The sequence below is a fragment of the Flavobacterium algoris genome, assembly GCF_048158525.1.
GTDB classification, from domain to species: Bacteria; Bacteroidota; Bacteroidia; order Flavobacteriales; family Flavobacteriaceae; genus Flavobacterium; species Flavobacterium algoris.
Genome location: NZ_JBLNKT010000007.1, coordinates 1 through 16510, shown reverse-complemented (window position 1 = coordinate 16510; position 16510 = coordinate 1). Strand labels below are relative to the sequence as shown.

The following is a 16510-nucleotide window of genomic DNA, read 5'->3' as shown; positions in this document are numbered from 1 at the left end:
CACTAATTTTTAAAATTAAATACTAATTCGTGGTAATTTGTGTAATTCGTGGCAAAAATTTTCTTCGTTTTTTAGCATCGGTAATGGCTGAAATTTAATAAAGCACTAAATTTATTTGCCACAGATTAGCACAGATTAATTTATCACGTAGCTTTAAAAATCTTTTTAATCCTTCCAATCTGTGGCAAAAACTCTTTTTATTAATTGGGACAGTATGTCTTTCTTGCTACAGAGTTATATGACAAAGAGAAATCCGTTTAATCGGTGCTAATCTGTGGCTGAATTTATATCATTATAGAAAGTTTTCATAAATCTATTTTTTGGCTCGACCAAAAAACTATCAATATTCACGGCTTCTAATTTTTTATAAACCCATAACTAGATAAGTCCCTGACAAATCATTAAATTTGTAGCTTATTCAAAGACATGTTAGAAAAAGAAGTAATAAATTTCGAAAAAACGGCTATTGTTGGTATTGTAACTCAAAACCAAAGTGAAGAGAAACTAAAGGAGTATCTTGACGAATTAGAGTTTTTAACTTTTACCGCAGGTGGTGAAGTTGTGAAACGTTTTTCGCAAAAAATGGAACGTCCTAATCCCAAGACTTTTGTTGGAACTGGAAAAATTGAAGAGATTCATCTTTTTGTAAAAGAAAATGATATTTCGACTTTAGTATTTGATGATGAATTATCGCCTTCACAGCAAAAAAATATATCTAAAATTATTACGGAATGTAAAATTCTGGACAGAACGCACCTTATCTTGGATATTTTTGCGCAACGTGCCGAAACTTCGTACGCAAGAACGCAAGTAGAATTAGCGCAATGCCAATATTTATTACCAAGACTTTCCGGAATGTGGACGCACCTGGAGCGTCAAAAAGGGGGAATTGGAATGCGTGGACCGGGGGAAACGGAGATTGAAACCGACAGGCGTATTGTTCGTGACCGAATCGCGTTATTGAAAGAGAAAATAAAAACTATCGACAAGCAAATGGGCGTGCAACGCGGCAATCGTGGGGCTATGGTTCGTGTGGCTTTGGTGGGATATACCAATGTTGGGAAATCAACCTTGATGAATGCCGTAGGGAAAAGTGATGTTTTTGTAGAGAATAAACTTTTTGCCACTTTGGATACGACTGTTCGAAAAGTAGTCATCAAAAACCTGCCTTTCTTACTTTCGGATACCGTAGGATTTATTCGAAAACTGCCGACACAACTGGTAGATTCTTTCAAAAGTACACTGGACGAGGTTCGCGAAGCTGATTTGTTATTGCACGTAGTTGATATTTCGCATCCTGAATTTGAAGATCATATCGCATCGGTAAACCAAACGTTATTGGATATCAAAGCCAATGACAAACCAATAATTATGGTTTTCAATAAAATTGACGCTTATAAACCGCTTACTATTGATGACGATGATTTAATGACCGAAAAAACACCGAGACATTTCACTTTGCAAGAATGGAAATCGACTTGGATGAGCCGAGTAGGAGAACAAAATGCGTTGTTTATTTCGGCAACCAACAAAGAAAATTTCGAGGAATTCAGAGAACGTGTTTACGAAGCGGTGAGACACATTCACATCACCCGTTTTCCGTACAATAAGTTTTTATATCCCGATTATAAAGATGCTGTGGAGAAAGAAGAAAAAGAAGAAATCGATTAATTTCTCCAAAATATAATGCATACAATCCCTTTTGATATTTTCAAGAGGGATTTTTTTTGGGCATGTCCCAGCTTCCTCTGCGTTACAGCTGCGTCAGGCTGTTCGCTGCAATCTTTTATTTCGCTGTGCTGCATAAAAGGATTTCCGCTACCATCCTTCATGCGGGCTCTCGTGGATATAATTGCTATTTCGGGTTTTTAGACTATTTGTAAGAAGAAATCAATATATTTGAAAACTAATAAAGTCTGACTTTTGTGATACATATCTACCTAAAATTGGGTGGCTTTGTATGAGTTTGTCATACATATATACAAGTTGGCAGTAATTTTCACAACTCACATGCAAAACACAAACCTTTTAATATAAAAAACTATGCAAATAATCGACATTAACTCTATGGACCAAGGAGCTGTTTACATGATGTATGAAATGTTTAAGTCCATAAAACAGAATCTAGAAAGTAACGGAAATTTAACAGAAGTTGAAGAGCAAAACATTATACATCTTGAAGCTCAATTAACTCACATTGAAAAATGGGCAGATGAAAAACTTAATGAAAAACTTCATTGGACAAAAGAAGATATATTAACTAATTATGGACATAAGCCAACATTGATAATTAATTTTCATCCTTCAACTGAAAGTTATAAAAAGTATGGAAATGAAATTGTTGCGAATGTTAAATTTACTGATGAAGAGCTATTAGAAATGTTTACAAATATTCAAAATAAAGCCGAAAGAAAATCAAATGTTGTAAACTTTACTCTTATTCCCACTAATATTGATGGAACTTTTGAAACGAAAGACATTTTTGAATTAGCAGGTAGAAAAATATAAAACTACCGCTAACACACGCTACAAGCAATTTGGGGATTTGGCTTAATGGAAAAATTGATTTGTATTTGGAAGACCCACTAGCGCTCGTTTGTTCACGTTCTCTGGTGCTCGTTTGCAACGAGTACCTACTTAAATTAAGAAACAAATTATAGCGTTTGCAACGCGGATCGCTAAAGAAGGAGTTTCCACTAGCGCTCGTTTGTCCACATTCTCTGGTGCTCGTTTGCAACGAGTACCTACATAAATTAAGAGACAAATTATAGCGTTTGCAACGCGGATCGCATAAAGCGGAGTGTCTTTAAATAATCTATTTTATAGTAGAGTTCCTTAAAATCAATATATTTGAAAAAAAATGTCTGAGAAATACAAAGTCATTGATAGTACAGTGCCTACTTTTATTACTATAACAATTGTAGATTGGGTAGATTTATTCGTACGACCTAATTATTGTACTATTTTAGATGAATCCTTAAATTATTGTATCAAAGAAAAAGGATTGAGTGTGCATGCTTATGTATATATGACTAGTCATATTCATTTAATTGTAACAGCATTTGATGGTGAGTTACAAAATGTTATTCGGGATTTTAAAAAATTCACTTCAAAAAAACTGATAGAAGCGATTAAAGAACATCCTGAGAGCAGGCGAGAATGGCTGTTACGTAAATTTAGTTTTGAAGCTCAAAAAACTGGAAGGGCTAAAAATTATAAAGTATGGCAAGATGGTTTTCATCCTGTTATATTGGATACTTTAGAAAAAGTAGAACAGCGTGTAAACTACATACATTATAATCCTGTTGAAGCCGAAATCGTTTTTTATGAAAGAGACTATGTAAACAGTAGTTATAGGAATTATGAAGAAGACAATACTATTTTTTGTAATGTAAATGTCGAATCTTTATGGTAATCTGTTTATAATAGCCGCGTTGCAAACGCTTTATTTAGTTCACACAAGTAAGTAGGTGTTCGTTGCAAACGAGCACCAGTGGAGGATCCTGCACTCAGCTATTTGGATAAGAAATAAAAACAACAACTTAAAAAATTATAATTATGGCACTTATCAATCCTTACATTAACTTCAACGGAAATGCCGAAGAAGCATTCAATTTTTACAAATCAGTATTTGGTGGAGAGTTCGCGAAGATTATGCGTTTTAAAGATATATCATCCCGAAACTTCGGGACTGAATATCCAGTAGCAGAAAATGAAGCAAATAAAATAATGCACATTGCTTTGCCTATTGGCCAAAATACTTTGATGGGCAATGACGTTCCAGAAAGTATGGGTCAAGTAAATGAAAATGAAAACCGATCTAAAATAGCTATTAGCGCAGAAAGTCGTGAAGAAGCCGATACGTTATTTAGCGGACTTTCAGCAGGCGGAAATATTGAAGTTCCTATTGGCGACAGTCCTTGGGGTACCTATTTTGGGATGTTTAGAGACAAATTTGGTATTGAATGGATGGTGGATTTTGACCCAAAATATAACGGAAAAGTATAAGCAGAAAACAACGAATGCCTAAAACGGAGTATTTCAGGACTAGACAAGAATAAAAATAAAAAGGACCTTTAGAAATTTCTAAAGGTCTTTTTTTATTAAAAATGTGTTTTTTTAGAAACCGTAATTAACCCCTAAGCCAAATACTTCTCTTACTTGAACGGCTTGAATCGAATTGTCATCGTAAATTGCCTGTACAGCCACATTTGCTGACAAGTATTTATTTATTCTCATGATTACATTCATTTGATAATCGACATCAATGTTTTGAGGTTTGTCTAAATAATTGGAATATAAATTCAATCTGTTTTCAATACCAACATTTGTCATTATGTTGAATTTATAATATCCCGAAATACTGGCTCCAAATTCAAATCGGGAAGAATCACCTTGTAATACTCCAAAAGAACGACCAAATTCAGTAAAATGAGGATGAACGATAATTAGTTTTGCTGTTGCAGGGGAAAAATTGACGCTTAAATGATTGTTTTTTTTCCACCACATTCCAGGTCCAACTTGAAAATAAGCCGGAGAAAAAAAATGAGAAATTTTGATGTTATTTTTATCAAAACCAGAGTCCATTTGGGTCTTGAAATTAAAAAACAAGGAATAGTACCATTCTCCTTGGGCATTTTTACCCCAAAGTGAATTCAGCTCTAAACGATCATCGGTTTTGGCTATTCTTTCGGCTCCTTTTATTTTACTCAGACCATAAGCCAGAATAAATTTATTATCCCAAACTATGTCTCCATTTTTATAGTTGAAATCATAATTCAAACCAAAATTCCCCGCCACGTTTGAAGTTCCGCCTCCCAGCCATTGTTTGTTGTAAGCGGATTGATTAAGAAGCAAAGAGATATTTCCTTTTTTGGTCCAAAGTTTTGTAGTGTCTTTTGAAGTTTCTTGCGCATGTACAGAAAGTATGGCAAAAAGAAACAGTAAAGAAAATGCTATTTTTTTCATGACTTTATCTTTTAAATTCTACTATTAAAGTATAAAATAAACGGAATACTACTCTTTTTTACTCGCTTTATATAATGGAACGGCAGAACAAGCTTCGCCATACATGATACTTCGTGCAAAAGGTTGTAGGTGATGCGCGGCTAATACGTAAGCCCGCATTGGAACCGGTTTTCTGGAACATCCTTTTATAATGACAGGTTTGTTTTCATACACCGAATAATCAATTTTAGGCAACAATTCTTCATAAAGAGAAGCGTCTAAATCTTCTAATGTCCCATTGATGATTTTCTTTGCAAATGGTGCTAATTGAATCGCAACCAAAATCGAGGCCCAAGCTGGAACAATAGCATCGGTACTGCAATTAATGGCTACATACTGATCCTGATATTGTGACCAATCCTGATTTTTCAGCTGCTCTCTAAAGTCTTTTTCTTTCAATAAAAAACCTTCCAAGAGCCATTGTGAAATGTCTACTTGCGCACGAATCCCTTTTGGATAATAATCTTCGAGATCGAAAACTTCCAAAACACTATTCGCAACTTTATTTATTATTTCTTCCATTTTTTTTAGTTTACAGTAGCAGTTGCAGTCACAGTTGTAAAACTGAAAACTGCGACTGCAAACTGAATACTTTTTAAAGCATTCCCAATTCTAATTTTGCTTCTTCGCTCATTAAATCTTTGCTCCAAGGCGGATCAAAAGTAATTTCTACTTCCGCATCTTTTACATTAGCAATTGATTTCACTTTTTCTTCTACTTCTCTTGGTAAGCTTTCCGCAACCGGGCAGTTCGGTGAAGTAAGCGTCATTAAAATTTTTACTTCATAATCCGTATTGACCATTACGTCATAAATCAATCCTAATTCGTAAATATCTACAGGAATCTCCGGATCGTAAATAGTCTTTAATATTTTTACGATTGATTCTCCTAATTCGGCAGTGTCTATTTGTTGTTCCATGTTTTTTAACAATTTATTTTTTATTATTTTTTTAAACCATATAAGAAATATAAGTTCATTAAAGGTTTTCTATTCTTCCTTTAATCTTCTGTATAATTCGTTAACGTAGGTTTTTTGTCCTTCATTGTAAATATTTACAACATTATAATTTATCATTAATCCAATTGGTGCTTCCAAAAGATTCATATAAGACATTAATTTTGCAACGTGAATTGGTAAAACCTTGTCAGAGGCTTTTAGTTCTAATACCAAGCATTTTTCAATAAATAAATCACATCTTAAATCAGATTCTAATTCTAAACCTTTGTATTCAATTGGAATTGTTAATTCAGATTGAAAATTAATTCCCCTCAAAGACAATTCCTTAATCATGCATTTATGATAAATACTTTCTAAAAGACCAGGCCCTAAATGTTTATGCACTTCTATGGCAGCTCCATTAACTCGGTAAACTAAATCTTTCAAGTATTTTTTTGTAACCATATATAAAATTTATTTTAAAAAGCAACAAAAATTTATTTGAGAGATGTTAAACCCTCTTATAAATGGTATAAACTTTTTAAGTTATTTATGATTTTCTTAAATGACCTTAAATTACTTATATGTTTAAAGGAATCTAAATGTTTTAAGATTAATTCTGCGAGTTGAATGCCAAAGCATACATTTTTATATTTTTTATCATGGATACCAATCCATTGGCCCGAGTAGGTGATAAATGTTCTTTCAAGCCTATTTCGTCAATAAAATTCATGTCGGCTTCCAGAATATCGGAGGCTTTTTGATTCGAAAAAGTACGAATTAATATAGCTATAATTCCTTTTGTCAAAATGGCATCACTATCGGCAGTGAAAACAATTTTATCGTCTTTTTTTTCTCCCTGCAACCACACTTTCGATTGGCAACCTTTAATCAAATTGTTTTCTGTTTTGAATTCTTCTTTTATCAAAGGAAGATTTTTCCCTAATTCGATGATGTATTCATAACGTTCCATCCAGTCGTCAAACATAGAAAACTCATCAACGATTTCTTCTTGTATGTCTTTAATTTTCATAGTATGCTGAATTTATTTCAGTATTATTCTTTTTTAGCGAATGAAGTTATTTTATTTACGAATTTTTTAATTTCTTTTGGTGGAAAACCATGATCAAAACTAGTCGTTTCATACGTTTTGTCTTTATAGGTAATTTTCAAATTGGCAATAGCCGCACCGTCATAAAAACGTTTTTCAGTTGGTGCTTTTAATTTTGCCAAACTATCTAATTCTATTGTTTTAAAACATTCCACTAGTTCTTTCCAGTCAGCATCAGCTATTTTTGTTGCTACCGGTTTGTCGTTTCCGCTTCTATCTTTTGTAACAGTAACCATCTGATTCTTCACCGTTATTTTTTGATAAGAACCTCTGGTATTGGCAACGTATTCAATTACAGCAGTTTCAATATCCTGTTTTTTTTGGGCTTCACACCCTTTTCCAAGAAAAATTGTCAGGAACAAAATAGATAGTATTTTCATGTGTAGCTAATTTTAAATTTTTAAGACAACATGAGTTGCGCTTTTTTAATGGCTTCCACCATAACGTCAATTTCTTCTTTGGTATTATAAAAAGCAAATGATGCCCGTATCGTTCCGGGAATACAAAAGAAATTCATGACTGGTTGCGCACAATGATGGCCTGTTCTTACGGCTATTCCTAATTTGTCAATTATCGTACCAATATCATACGGGTGAATTCCTTCAATATTGAACGAAATTACGGAAGTTTTTGCTGCGGCGGTGCCAAAAATTTTCAACCCTTTAATTTCTAATAAACGTTGGGTTCCATATTCCAATAATTCCAATTCTTGTTGTTGAATGTTTTCAAAACCAACTTCGTTCATATAATCAACGGCAGTTCCCAGAACAATTCCTCCGGCAATATTTGGTGTTCCGGCTTCAAATTTATGAGGTAATTCAGCATAAGTAGTTTTTTCGAAAGTCACTTCCTTGATCATTTCGCCCCCACCTTGATACGGCGGTAATTTATTCAACCACGCTTCTTTTCCGTATAAAATTCCAGTTCCTGTTGGACCACACATTTTATGTCCTGAAAAAGCATAAAAATCACAATCCAATTCCTGAACATCGGGTTTCAAATGTGGAACGGCTTGTGCTCCGTCAATGAAAACTGCTGCTCCAACTTCATGTGCCTTGTCAATCATGTATTTAATGGGATTGACAGTTCCAAGAGCATTCGAAATATGATTTACGGTTACGATTTTAGTTTTATCCGAAAGTAAGGTGTCGTATTCGGACATAATCAATTCGCCATCTTCATTCATCGGAATTACGCGTAAAGTCGCTCCGGTTTTTTCACACAACATTTGCCAAGGCACAATATTGCTGTGATGTTCCAATGCCGAAACTAAAACTTCATCGCCTGGTTTTAAAATCGAAGCAAATCCATTGGCAACTAAATTAATTCCATGCGTCGTTCCCGAAGTGAAAAGTACTTCGTGAGCAAATTTGGCATTGATATGATTTTGAAGTTTTCCTCGTGAATTTTCGTAGGCATCGGTTGCCAGTTGACTCAAAGTGTGAACGCCACGATGAATATTGGCATTAATTTCCTGATAATATTTTGAAATTGCATCAATCACAACTTGTGGTTTTTGCGAAGTAGCTCCGTTGTCGAAATAAACCAATGGTTTTCCGTTTACTTTCTGGGAAAGAATAGGGAAGTCGGTTCTAATTTTATTGATATCTAACATTTAATCTGCTTGTTTTTATTGTTTTTTATTGGTCAGATAGAATGCCAATAAGTACCATTTTTTAGAAAATCCAATTTGCTATTGGCGTTTCATTATTTAGAATTTTTCTAAATACAAAAGTAGTGAAATTGGAATTAATTTTTGGCAAACACTTGTTAATAAAACTTGATTTTCTTAATCCGGTTATGGTGCAAAAAAATGTGACTCTTTTTTATTAAATTGCTTCAAATTAATTGGCTATGAAAAAATTCTTCAGATTTGTTGGTTTTGCCTCTTTTATCGGAATCTTTTATTTTGGATTCACTACCTATCCAAAATTGGATTTAATCTCTGGCTTTTCAGCCAAAAGTATCGCTTCGGGACATTTTATCGATAATCGTTCCCAACAAATGATTGAGAAAGGGGACAATGATATCGATATGATTGATTTGGCAAAAAACAAAATCGATGATACCGGAAAATTTGCAGTTGCTTCCGTTTATGGTTTGAGAGAACGAAAAGCAATTTACCGCGAAGGTTTGGGTGCGACTTTAATCAACGATGATTTTGATGTGACAAAACCGTATTCAGTTCCGAAAAGAACAACATTGAACAATGATTTACCTTTTCCGTATGGAAATATAGAACCTAAAGACACGGTTTTTAATAACGTTGATTATACTAAATTGAATGCGGCTGTCGCCAATGCTTTTGATAAAAAAGGCATTGTTGACAAAAGAACGCGTTCCCTTTTAGTGATTTATAAAGACAAAATCATTGCCGAAAAATACGATACCGGTTTTGATAAAAACAGTAAAATATTGGGTTGGTCCATGACTAAAAGTATCACGAGCGCCATTTTTGGAATTCTTCAAAAACAGGGGAAATACGATATTTATAAACCCGCTCCAGTAGCAGAATGGCAAAATGATGAACGGAAAATGATCACCACAAGTGATTTGCTTCACATGAATTCAGGTTTGGAATGGGAAGAGAAATACGATAAAATTTGCGATGCCACCCAAATGCTTTTTCAATCCGAAGATATGTCACGAGTTCAACGGGAAAAATCGGCAGAATTCAAACCCAATTCACATTGGAATTATTCTTCGGGAACGACAAATTTGCTTTCCGGGATTTTGCGGAAGCAGTTCAAAACGCATCAGGAATATTTAGATTTTTGGTATTCCGCTTTGATTGATAAAATAGGGATGAACTCGATGATTGTCGAAACGGATATGGCGGGGAATTACGTAGGTTCGTCCTACGGCTGGGCAACAACACGAGATTGGTCAAAATTTGGGTTGTTGTATTTGCATAAAGGCAATTGGAACGGTGAACAAATTTTGGACGAAAGTTGGGTGAAATATACCACAACTCCCACGAATACTTCCAACGGAAGATATGGAGGACACTTTTGGCTCAATGCCAGCGGACACTTTCCGGATGTTCCAAGAGATATGTATTATTGCAGTGGTTTTCAAGGACAAATGGTAGCGATCATCCCATCATTGGATTTAGTAATCGTTCGAATGGGGTTGACCGAAGAACCTGAATTTGATTTTAATGGAATGTTGAAAGAGATTGTGGGGAGTTTGGAGAAGTAGTCTTTAAATAAATTAATAATATGAAGTTAAAAACGAAATCAAATTGAAGACATGAAAAATCTAATTCTATTTTTGCATTCATCGTTGGGTTCATAATCACTAGGTTTTACTTTAGACATATTTATCCTTTGCGTTCAAAAGAAAAAGGTTTTGAATTTGTATACATTGAAAATGACGGAACTGTTAGAGAATTAAATGAGGAAGAACAGGGATATTTATTAGAAAAATTTCAGCCAAATGATGGAGCAAGACCATTCGTTAAAACTAGATATAAACAACTTACCTCAGACGGAAAAATTTCAGGATTTATACTAAGAGTCAGAGTTCCTAAAAAAATTGAAATAAAAGAAGAAAGAATATTATAAAATAAAAAGCCCTTCCAGAGTTTAAAACTCTGGAAGGGTTACTTTGTTAACTTCTACTTAGTTTTTATTACAAATCAAATCCCAATTTCACGCCTAATTTATTGGCGATAATTGTAGTGATTCGTTTTTTAAGTTCCGGTATTTTTATGTTTTCGATAACGGCATTCGAGAACGCATACATCAATAATGCTTTAGCTTCTTTTTTAGGGATTCCGCGTTGTTGCATGTAGAACATTGCGGTTTCGTCTAATTGTCCAACGGTACAACCGTGAGAACATTTTACGTCATCAGCAAAAATTTCCAATTGTGGTTTAGCATTTATTGTCGCTTTGTCGCTCAATAGAATGTTGTTGCTTTTTTGGAACGCATTCGTTTTTTGAGCATCTTTCTCCACGTACACTTTTCCGTTGAAAACTCCTGTAGAACGATCGGAATAAATTCCTTTATAATCCTGAAAACTTTCGCAATTTGGAGTCGAATGTTTCACTAGAGTATAATGATCTACGTGTTGTTTTTCACCAATTATTGTAATCCCGTTTAAGGTACTTGTCAATCGTTCCCCAAAGTGATAAAAATTCAAGTTGTTTCTCGTTAAGTTCCCCCCAAAAGAGAAGGTATGAACGGAAACATGACTTTCTTTCTGTTGAGAAACAAATGTATTGTCGATTAAATTTGCTTCAAGCGCATCGTTTTGAATTTTGTAATAATCTACGATAGCACGTTTTTGAGAAAAAATCTCGGTAACGGAATTCGTTAACACGGGATTTTCAGTTAAACTTTGGTGGCGCTCGATAATTTGAACATGTGAATTTTCACCCACAATCACCAAGTTTCTAGGTTGAACCAAAAGTGCCGCTTCATTTCCAGTTGAGAAATACATAATCTCAATAGGCTTGTCAGCCACTTTACTTTTCGGAATGTGGATATACGCCCCTTCATTGGCGAAAGCCGTATTCAAAGACGTTAAACTTTCCTCTTTACTGGCAATTTTATTAAAATAGGTATCAATGATCATCTTGTATTTTGGTTTGGTCAATGCCGATGACATCAAACAAACATCAATTCCGTCGTGTGTTGTTGACGACAAATGTGAACTGAAAACACCATCAATGAACACTACTTTATAGGTGTCTATTTCGTGTAAAAAGTATTTTTTTACTTGGTTAAATTCAATTGCACTTTCTTGCTTTGGAAAAACGGTAAAGTCATTTTTTAGGATGGCGTTTAGCGAAGTGTATTTCCAAGCTTCGTCTTTTTTGGTTGGGAAACCTTTATTTTCAAAGTTTTTTATAGCTGAAGTTCTCACATCATGAAGTTCGGAGTGAACATCGACACGCTCTTCGAAAGCCATAAAAGACGATAGTAATTTTTCTTTCAATTCCATTTTTGGTAGTTATAAGTTATGAGTTATAAGTTATGAGTTATGCAAACTGCAAACTGTAACTGCAAACTAATTTTACGCTTCTTGTTCTTGTTTAATCCAGTCGTATCCTTTTTCTTCTAGTTCGTGCGCTAGTTCTTTTCCACCGGATTTTACAATTTTTCCGTTGTATAGTACGTGAACAAAATCAGGAACGATATAGTCTAATAATCTTTGGTAGTGCGTGATCACTACGATTGCATTTTTGTCGCTTTTTAGTTTGTTAACGCCATTAGCAACAATACGTAAGGCATCAATATCAAGTCCAGAATCAGTTTCATCAAGAATAGCTAATTTTGGTTCCAACATTGCCATTTGAAAAATTTCGTTACGTTTTTTCTCTCCACCGGAAAAACCTTCGTTTAAAGAACGAGAAAGAAATTTTCTGTCAATTTCTAATAATTCTGATTTTTCACGAATCACTTTTAGCATTTCGTTGGAAGGCATTTCTTCCTGACCGTTTGCTTTACGCGTTTCGTTGATTGCTGTTCTGATGAAGTTCGTTACCGAAACTCCTGGAATTTCTACCGGATATTGAAATGATAAGAACACACCTTTGTGTGCTCTTTCTTCTGGAGCTAATTCAGAAAGATCTTCACCGTCCAAAGAAATTTCGCCTTCGGTTACTTCGTAGTTTTCGTTTCCGGCAATGATAGAAGCGAGGGTACTTTTCCCAGCACCGTTTGGCCCCATTATTGCGTGAATTTCTCCCGCTTTTACTTCAAGATTGATTCCTTTTAATATTTCTTTGTCTCCAATGGAGGCGTGTAAATTTTTTATTGATAACATTTGTTTCTTTGTTTATTCGTAATGACCTTTTAATGACAAAATGTCTAATATTTCAATTGTGTTTTCTGCTGTAATTTTATAGATAATGCGATGTTCTTGATTTATTCTTCTTGACCATCGACCAGTCAAATGATGTTTTAATTGCTCCGGTTTTCCGATTCCTTCAAAAGGATGTAGCTGAATGTCTTCGATTAAATCGGCGATTTTTTTTAAAACATTCTTGTTTCCAGATTTAATCCAAAAATCAAGATCTTTTCTGGCTTTCGGAGTAAATACTATTTGCACAAAGCACGTATTTCTTCCATCGTCATTTTTATCCCTTTGCCGTCTTTAATACTTTGTTCGGCTTCCAAAATTTCTTTTACAAATTCTGGATTATATGGTTTTTCTTCTTCTACAATTTCAAAACCAAGCGATTTTGCCAATGATTTCAGCACTGGAAAATCTTTTTTCTTTACATTTTTTAAAACCAGATCCATAACTATTTAGATTTAAAGGGTTATCCTACAGAACCTTCCAAGCTAATTTCTAATAATTTCTGTGCTTCCACTGCAAATTCCATTGGCAACTTATTCAATACGTCTTTACTGAAACCGTTTACGATTAAGGCAATGGCTTTTTCGGTTGGAATTCCACGTTGGTTGCAATAGAAAACTTGGTCTTCGCCAATTTTACTTGTCGTAGCCTCATGTTCGATTTTTGCCGATGGATTTTTACTTTCGATGTAAGGGAACGTATGTGCACCACAATTGTTCCCCATTAACAAGGAATCGCATTGTGAAAAGTTTCTTGCATTATCTGCATTTGGTCCAATTTTAACCAAACCTCTATAGCTGTTTTGTGATTTTCCGGCAGAAATTCCTTTAGAAATAATGGTCGATTTAGTATTTTTACCTAAATGAATCATTTTAGTTCCTGTATCGGCTTGTTGGAAATTATTGGTAACAGCAATCGAATAAAACTCTCCTGTTGAATTATCTCCTTTTAAAATAACAGAAGGATATTTCCAAGTTATCGCTGAACCGGTTTCTACTTGTGTCCAAGAAATTTTTGCGTTTTTCTCGCAAATTCCTCTTTTGGTAACAAAATTGAAAACGCCACCTTTTCCTTCTTTATTTCCAGGATACCAGTTTTGTACGGTTGAATATTTTATTTCGGCACCGTCTAATGCAATTAGTTCCACTACAGCAGCGTGCAGTTGATTTTCATCACGACTTGGAGCAGTACATCCTTCCAAGTAGGAAACATAACTACCTTCATCAGCAACTAATAATGTTCTTTCAAATTGTCCTGTTCCTGCCTGATTGATTCTAAAATAAGTCGAAAGTTCCATTGGGCAACGAACGCCTTTTGGAATATAACAGAAAGATCCATCAGAGAAAACTGCCGAATTCAAAGCCGCATAAAAGTTGTCTTTTTGTGGTACAACCGTTCCTAAATATTTACGTACTAATTCTGGATGCTCTTTGATGGCTTCAGAAATACTCATAAAGATAATTCCTTTCTCCCCTAATGTTTTCTTGAAGGTAGTCGCTACTGAAACCGAATCCACTACAATATCCATCGCGACATTATTCATCATCTTTTGCTCATCGACCGAGATGCCTAACTTTTTGTACATTTCTAAAAGTTCAGGATCTACATCGTCCAATGTTTTATTAGGATCTACTGCTTTTGGAGCAGAATAGTAGGAAATGGCCTGAAAATCAGGTTTGGTATAATGCACATTTGCCCATTCTGGCTCTGTCATTTGCTCCCAAGCACGAAAAGCCTCAAGACGCCAATCGGTCATCCATTGCGGTTCTCCTTTTTTGTGTGAAATAGCCCGAACGATATCTTCATTTAAACCGATAGGAAACGTCTCTGATTCTAATTCGGTATAAAATCCGTATTCGTATTCTTTAGTTTCGAGTTCGATTTTTAAGTCGTCTTCTGTGTATTTTGACATAATTTTATTTTTTAAAACCATTAAGAAATTAAGATTTATTAAGGCTTAATTAACTTAATTTCTTAATGGTTTAAATCTGTTGTTATTTGGTTATAAAGAAAATGATTCTCCGCAACCACAGGTTCTATTGGCGTTTGGGTTATTGAAAACAAACCCTTTACCATTTATTCCTCCTGAGAATTCTAATATTGTTCCGGCTAAGTATAGAAAAGATTTTTTTTCTACAGCAATAGTGATGTCGTTGTCAATAAAAATCTTATCGTCTTCGTTTTTCGTTTTATCAAATTTTAAATCATAAGACAATCCAGAACATCCGCCGCTTTTTACACCAACTCTTACGTAGTCGATTGCAGCATCAAAACCATCATCTTTCATTAAATCGATGATTTTTTTTCTTGCAGTGTCAGAAACTTTTATCATAGCTTATATTGATTTTGTCTAAATTAAGCACAAAGATAGTGTATAAAAATCTTTTTCCATAATTGATGACATTTATATAGCTAATGCCAAAATAGAAAAAACCTATTTGAAACCGATAAAAGCGTTTGAATTCCTTAACTTTGGTTCTTCTCGAAAAAAAGAAAAATCATGAAATTATATCCTATAGAAACCGGAAATTTTAAACTGGATGGCGGCGCGATGTTTGGGGTGGTGCCCAAAACCATTTGGAACAAAACCAATCCAGCCGATGGGAATAACCTGATTGATATTGCTGCGCGCTGCCTGTTAATTGAAGATGGCGATAAATTGATTTTGATTGATACCGGAATGGGAAACAAACAATCAGAGAAATTTTTTGGGTATTATTCGCTATGGGGAACGCATTCGATGGATAAATCCTTAGCCAAATTTGGTTTCCATCGGGATGATATTACCGATGTATTTATGACGCATTTGCATTTTGACCATTGTGGCGGAAGTGTGCAATGGAATACCGACAAAACGGGCTACGAACCAGCATTTAAAAACGCCAAATTTTGGAGCAACGACAGCCATTGGGAATGGGCAACAAAACCAAATCCTAGAGAAAAAGCTTCATTCTTGTCAGAAAATATTTTACCGATGCAGGAAAGTGGTCAACTGCATTTTATCCAAAGACCAGAGGGAGATTTTCTTGAAAAATCGGAACTGGGTTTCGGTATTTTTTTTGTTGATGGTCATACCGAGAAACAAATGATTCCTTATATTCAATATCAGGATAAAACTATTGTTTTTTGTGCTGATTTATTGGCAACAGCCGGACATGTTCCTATTCCATATGTTATGGGATATGATACCAGACCTTTATTAACCATGCCGGAAAAAGCAAAATTTCTAAACGCTGCTGCTGAAAAAAATCATTATTTATTTTTGGAACATGATGCCCATAATGAAATTATAACGGTCGAAAAAACAGAAAAAGGTGTTCGGTTGAAAGAACGATTTACATGTGAACAAATCCTAACATAATGTTAACCCTGAATATTTTTGTAACAAAATAATTTATTTTAGACAAATATTTAAAACTCAACATAACAAATAATGAATAGTATTAAACCAATTTATTTATCTGCATTTGCACTATTAGTTCTGGCAGGATGTGGCGCTTCAAAACAAGTTTCTAATTCTAATGCAACTGTCTAGTCCTGAAAAAACGATACAGGATTAATAAAAAATAAAAGTACAATTTTTAAACAGTAGTAAGCTCCGGTTTACTACTGTTTTTTGTTTTATAGGTTCTCATTTTAATTAT

At 34.4% G+C, this 16510-nt stretch carries 20 protein-coding genes; 7 read left to right on the top strand and 13 right to left on the bottom strand.

The window, feature by feature from the left end:
• Positions 1-426 precede the first annotated feature (426 nt).
• From hflX to ACM55I_RS05400, 4 genes are all read left to right on the top strand, one after another.
• A complete protein-coding gene (gene hflX, locus ACM55I_RS05415) occupies positions 427-1671 on the top strand; it encodes a GTPase HflX (protein WP_416845742.1) in 1245 nt (414 codons plus the stop codon).
• Between the two features lie 372 nt (positions 1672-2043).
• Entirely contained in the window at positions 2044-2508 is a 465-nt protein-coding gene (locus tag ACM55I_RS05410) for a hypothetical protein (protein ID WP_416845741.1), read from the top strand.
• A gap of 352 nt (positions 2509-2860) precedes the next feature.
• A complete protein-coding gene (locus ACM55I_RS05405) occupies positions 2861-3415 on the top strand; it encodes an REP-associated tyrosine transposase (protein WP_416845740.1) in 555 nt (184 codons plus the stop codon).
• A 143-nt stretch (positions 3416-3558) separates the two neighbouring features.
• Positions 3559-4008: a VOC family protein gene (locus ACM55I_RS05400; protein WP_416845739.1), complete on the top strand. Its 450-nt coding sequence runs from the start codon at positions 3559-3561 to the stop codon at positions 4006-4008.
• A gap of 111 nt (positions 4009-4119) precedes the next feature.
• Here the strand turns inward: ACM55I_RS05400 and ACM55I_RS05395 are convergent, their stop codons facing one another.
• The 7 genes from ACM55I_RS05395 to ACM55I_RS05365 all read right to left on the bottom strand — a co-directional run bounded on the left by ACM55I_RS05395 (position 4120) and on the right by ACM55I_RS05365 (position 8670).
• The gene (locus ACM55I_RS05395) at positions 4120-4968 is read right to left on the bottom strand and encodes a DUF3078 domain-containing protein (protein WP_416845738.1); all 849 of its coding nucleotides are present in this window, start codon (positions 4966-4968) and stop codon (positions 4120-4122) included.
• Positions 4969-5016: 48 nt separating this feature from the next.
• A complete protein-coding gene (locus tag ACM55I_RS05390) occupies positions 5017-5529 on the bottom strand; it encodes a DUF2480 family protein (RefSeq protein ID WP_416845737.1) in 513 nt (170 codons plus the stop codon).
• Between the two features lie 73 nt (positions 5530-5602).
• The gene (locus ACM55I_RS05385) at positions 5603-5926 is read right to left on the bottom strand and encodes an SUF system Fe-S cluster assembly protein (protein WP_416842278.1); all 324 of its coding nucleotides are present in this window, start codon (positions 5924-5926) and stop codon (positions 5603-5605) included.
• Between the two features lie 69 nt (positions 5927-5995).
• Positions 5996-6409, bottom strand: a complete 414-nt coding sequence (locus ACM55I_RS05380; protein ID WP_416845736.1) for a GxxExxY protein — start codon at positions 6407-6409, stop codon at positions 5996-5998.
• A gap of 148 nt (positions 6410-6557) precedes the next feature.
• On the bottom strand, positions 6558-6977 hold the full coding sequence (locus ACM55I_RS05375) for a SufE family protein (protein ID WP_416845735.1): 420 nt from the start codon (positions 6975-6977) through the stop codon (positions 6558-6560).
• Positions 6978-7000: 23 nt separating this feature from the next.
• Positions 7001-7435: a hypothetical protein gene (locus tag ACM55I_RS05370; protein WP_416845734.1), complete on the bottom strand. Its 435-nt coding sequence runs from the start codon at positions 7433-7435 to the stop codon at positions 7001-7003.
• Between the two features lie 20 nt (positions 7436-7455).
• Positions 7456-8670: an aminotransferase class V-fold PLP-dependent enzyme gene (locus ACM55I_RS05365; RefSeq protein ID WP_416845733.1), complete on the bottom strand. Its 1215-nt coding sequence runs from the start codon at positions 8668-8670 to the stop codon at positions 7456-7458.
• A gap of 239 nt (positions 8671-8909) precedes the next feature.
• On the opposite strand from ACM55I_RS05365, the gene ACM55I_RS05360 reads away from it, so the two are divergent.
• Together ACM55I_RS05360 and ACM55I_RS05355 are read left to right on the top strand one after the other, a co-directional pair.
• Entirely contained in the window at positions 8910-10256 is a 1347-nt protein-coding gene (locus ACM55I_RS05360; RefSeq protein ID WP_416845732.1) for a serine hydrolase domain-containing protein, read from the top strand.
• Between the two features lie 128 nt (positions 10257-10384).
• Positions 10385-10621, top strand: a complete 237-nt coding sequence (locus ACM55I_RS05355) for a hypothetical protein (RefSeq protein WP_416845731.1) — start codon at positions 10385-10387, stop codon at positions 10619-10621.
• A 67-nt stretch (positions 10622-10688) separates the two neighbouring features.
• Here ACM55I_RS05355 and sufD read toward each other — a convergent pair whose 3' ends face one another.
• From sufD to ACM55I_RS05325, 6 genes are all read right to left on the bottom strand, one after another.
• The gene (gene sufD, locus ACM55I_RS05350; RefSeq protein ID WP_416845730.1) at positions 10689-12005 is read right to left on the bottom strand and encodes a Fe-S cluster assembly protein SufD; all 1317 of its coding nucleotides are present in this window, start codon (positions 12003-12005) and stop codon (positions 10689-10691) included.
• Between the two features lie 72 nt (positions 12006-12077).
• A complete protein-coding gene (sufC, locus tag ACM55I_RS05345) occupies positions 12078-12830 on the bottom strand; it encodes a Fe-S cluster assembly ATPase SufC (RefSeq protein WP_416842285.1) in 753 nt (250 codons plus the stop codon).
• 12 nt (positions 12831-12842) lie between these two features.
• Positions 12843-13115: a Txe/YoeB family addiction module toxin gene (locus ACM55I_RS05340; protein ID WP_416845729.1), complete on the bottom strand. Its 273-nt coding sequence runs from the start codon at positions 13113-13115 to the stop codon at positions 12843-12845.
• Positions 13106-13309: a DUF2683 family protein gene (locus ACM55I_RS05335; RefSeq protein WP_416845728.1), complete on the bottom strand. Its 204-nt coding sequence runs from the start codon at positions 13307-13309 to the stop codon at positions 13106-13108. Before ACM55I_RS05335 ends, ACM55I_RS05340 begins: the two co-directional genes overlap by 10 nt.
• A gap of 20 nt (positions 13310-13329) precedes the next feature.
• A complete protein-coding gene (sufB, locus tag ACM55I_RS05330) occupies positions 13330-14778 on the bottom strand; it encodes a Fe-S cluster assembly protein SufB (RefSeq protein WP_416845727.1) in 1449 nt (482 codons plus the stop codon).
• A 90-nt stretch (positions 14779-14868) separates the two neighbouring features.
• On the bottom strand, positions 14869-15198 hold the full coding sequence (locus ACM55I_RS05325; RefSeq protein WP_066075655.1) for a HesB/IscA family protein: 330 nt from the start codon (positions 15196-15198) through the stop codon (positions 14869-14871).
• Between the two features lie 168 nt (positions 15199-15366).
• On the opposite strand from ACM55I_RS05325, the gene ACM55I_RS05320 reads away from it, so the two are divergent.
• The gene (locus tag ACM55I_RS05320; protein ID WP_416845726.1) at positions 15367-16227 is read left to right on the top strand and encodes an MBL fold metallo-hydrolase; all 861 of its coding nucleotides are present in this window, start codon (positions 15367-15369) and stop codon (positions 16225-16227) included.
• Positions 16228-16510: the final 283 nt, after the last annotated feature.

Coding starts and splice junctions, on each gene's coding strand:
- ACM55I_RS05335 (WP_416845728.1), bottom strand. CDS start 13,309: ATGGATCTGGTTTTAAAAAATGTAAAGAAAAAAGATTTTCCAGTGCTG.
- ACM55I_RS05410 (WP_416845741.1), top strand. CDS start 2,044: ATGCAAATAATCGACATTAACTCTATGGACCAAGGAGCTGTTTACATG.
- ACM55I_RS05380 (WP_416845736.1), bottom strand. CDS start 6,409: ATGGTTACAAAAAAATACTTGAAAGATTTAGTTTACCGAGTTAATGGA.
- ACM55I_RS05405 (WP_416845740.1), top strand. CDS start 2,861: ATGTCTGAGAAATACAAAGTCATTGATAGTACAGTGCCTACTTTTATT.
- ACM55I_RS05360 (WP_416845732.1), top strand. CDS start 8,910: ATGAAAAAATTCTTCAGATTTGTTGGTTTTGCCTCTTTTATCGGAATC.
- sufB (WP_416845727.1), bottom strand. CDS start 14,778: ATGTCAAAATACACAGAAGACGACTTAAAAATCGAACTCGAAACTAAA.
- ACM55I_RS05325 (WP_066075655.1), bottom strand. CDS start 15,198: ATGATAAAAGTTTCTGACACTGCAAGAAAAAAAATCATCGATTTAATG.
- hflX (WP_416845742.1), top strand. CDS start 427: ATGTTAGAAAAAGAAGTAATAAATTTCGAAAAAACGGCTATTGTTGGT.
- ACM55I_RS05390 (WP_416845737.1), bottom strand. CDS start 5,529: ATGGAAGAAATAATAAATAAAGTTGCGAATAGTGTTTTGGAAGTTTTC.
- sufC (WP_416842285.1), bottom strand. CDS start 12,830: ATGTTATCAATAAAAAATTTACACGCCTCCATTGGAGACAAAGAAATA.
- ACM55I_RS05385 (WP_416842278.1), bottom strand. CDS start 5,926: ATGGAACAACAAATAGACACTGCCGAATTAGGAGAATCAATCGTAAAA.
- ACM55I_RS05365 (WP_416845733.1), bottom strand. CDS start 8,670: ATGTTAGATATCAATAAAATTAGAACCGACTTCCCTATTCTTTCCCAG.
- ACM55I_RS05320 (WP_416845726.1), top strand. CDS start 15,367: ATGAAATTATATCCTATAGAAACCGGAAATTTTAAACTGGATGGCGGC.
- ACM55I_RS05400 (WP_416845739.1), top strand. CDS start 3,559: ATGGCACTTATCAATCCTTACATTAACTTCAACGGAAATGCCGAAGAA.
- ACM55I_RS05375 (WP_416845735.1), bottom strand. CDS start 6,977: ATGAAAATTAAAGACATACAAGAAGAAATCGTTGATGAGTTTTCTATG.
- ACM55I_RS05395 (WP_416845738.1), bottom strand. CDS start 4,968: ATGAAAAAAATAGCATTTTCTTTACTGTTTCTTTTTGCCATACTTTCT.
- sufD (WP_416845730.1), bottom strand. CDS start 12,005: ATGGAATTGAAAGAAAAATTACTATCGTCTTTTATGGCTTTCGAAGAG.
- ACM55I_RS05370 (WP_416845734.1), bottom strand. CDS start 7,435: ATGAAAATACTATCTATTTTGTTCCTGACAATTTTTCTTGGAAAAGGG.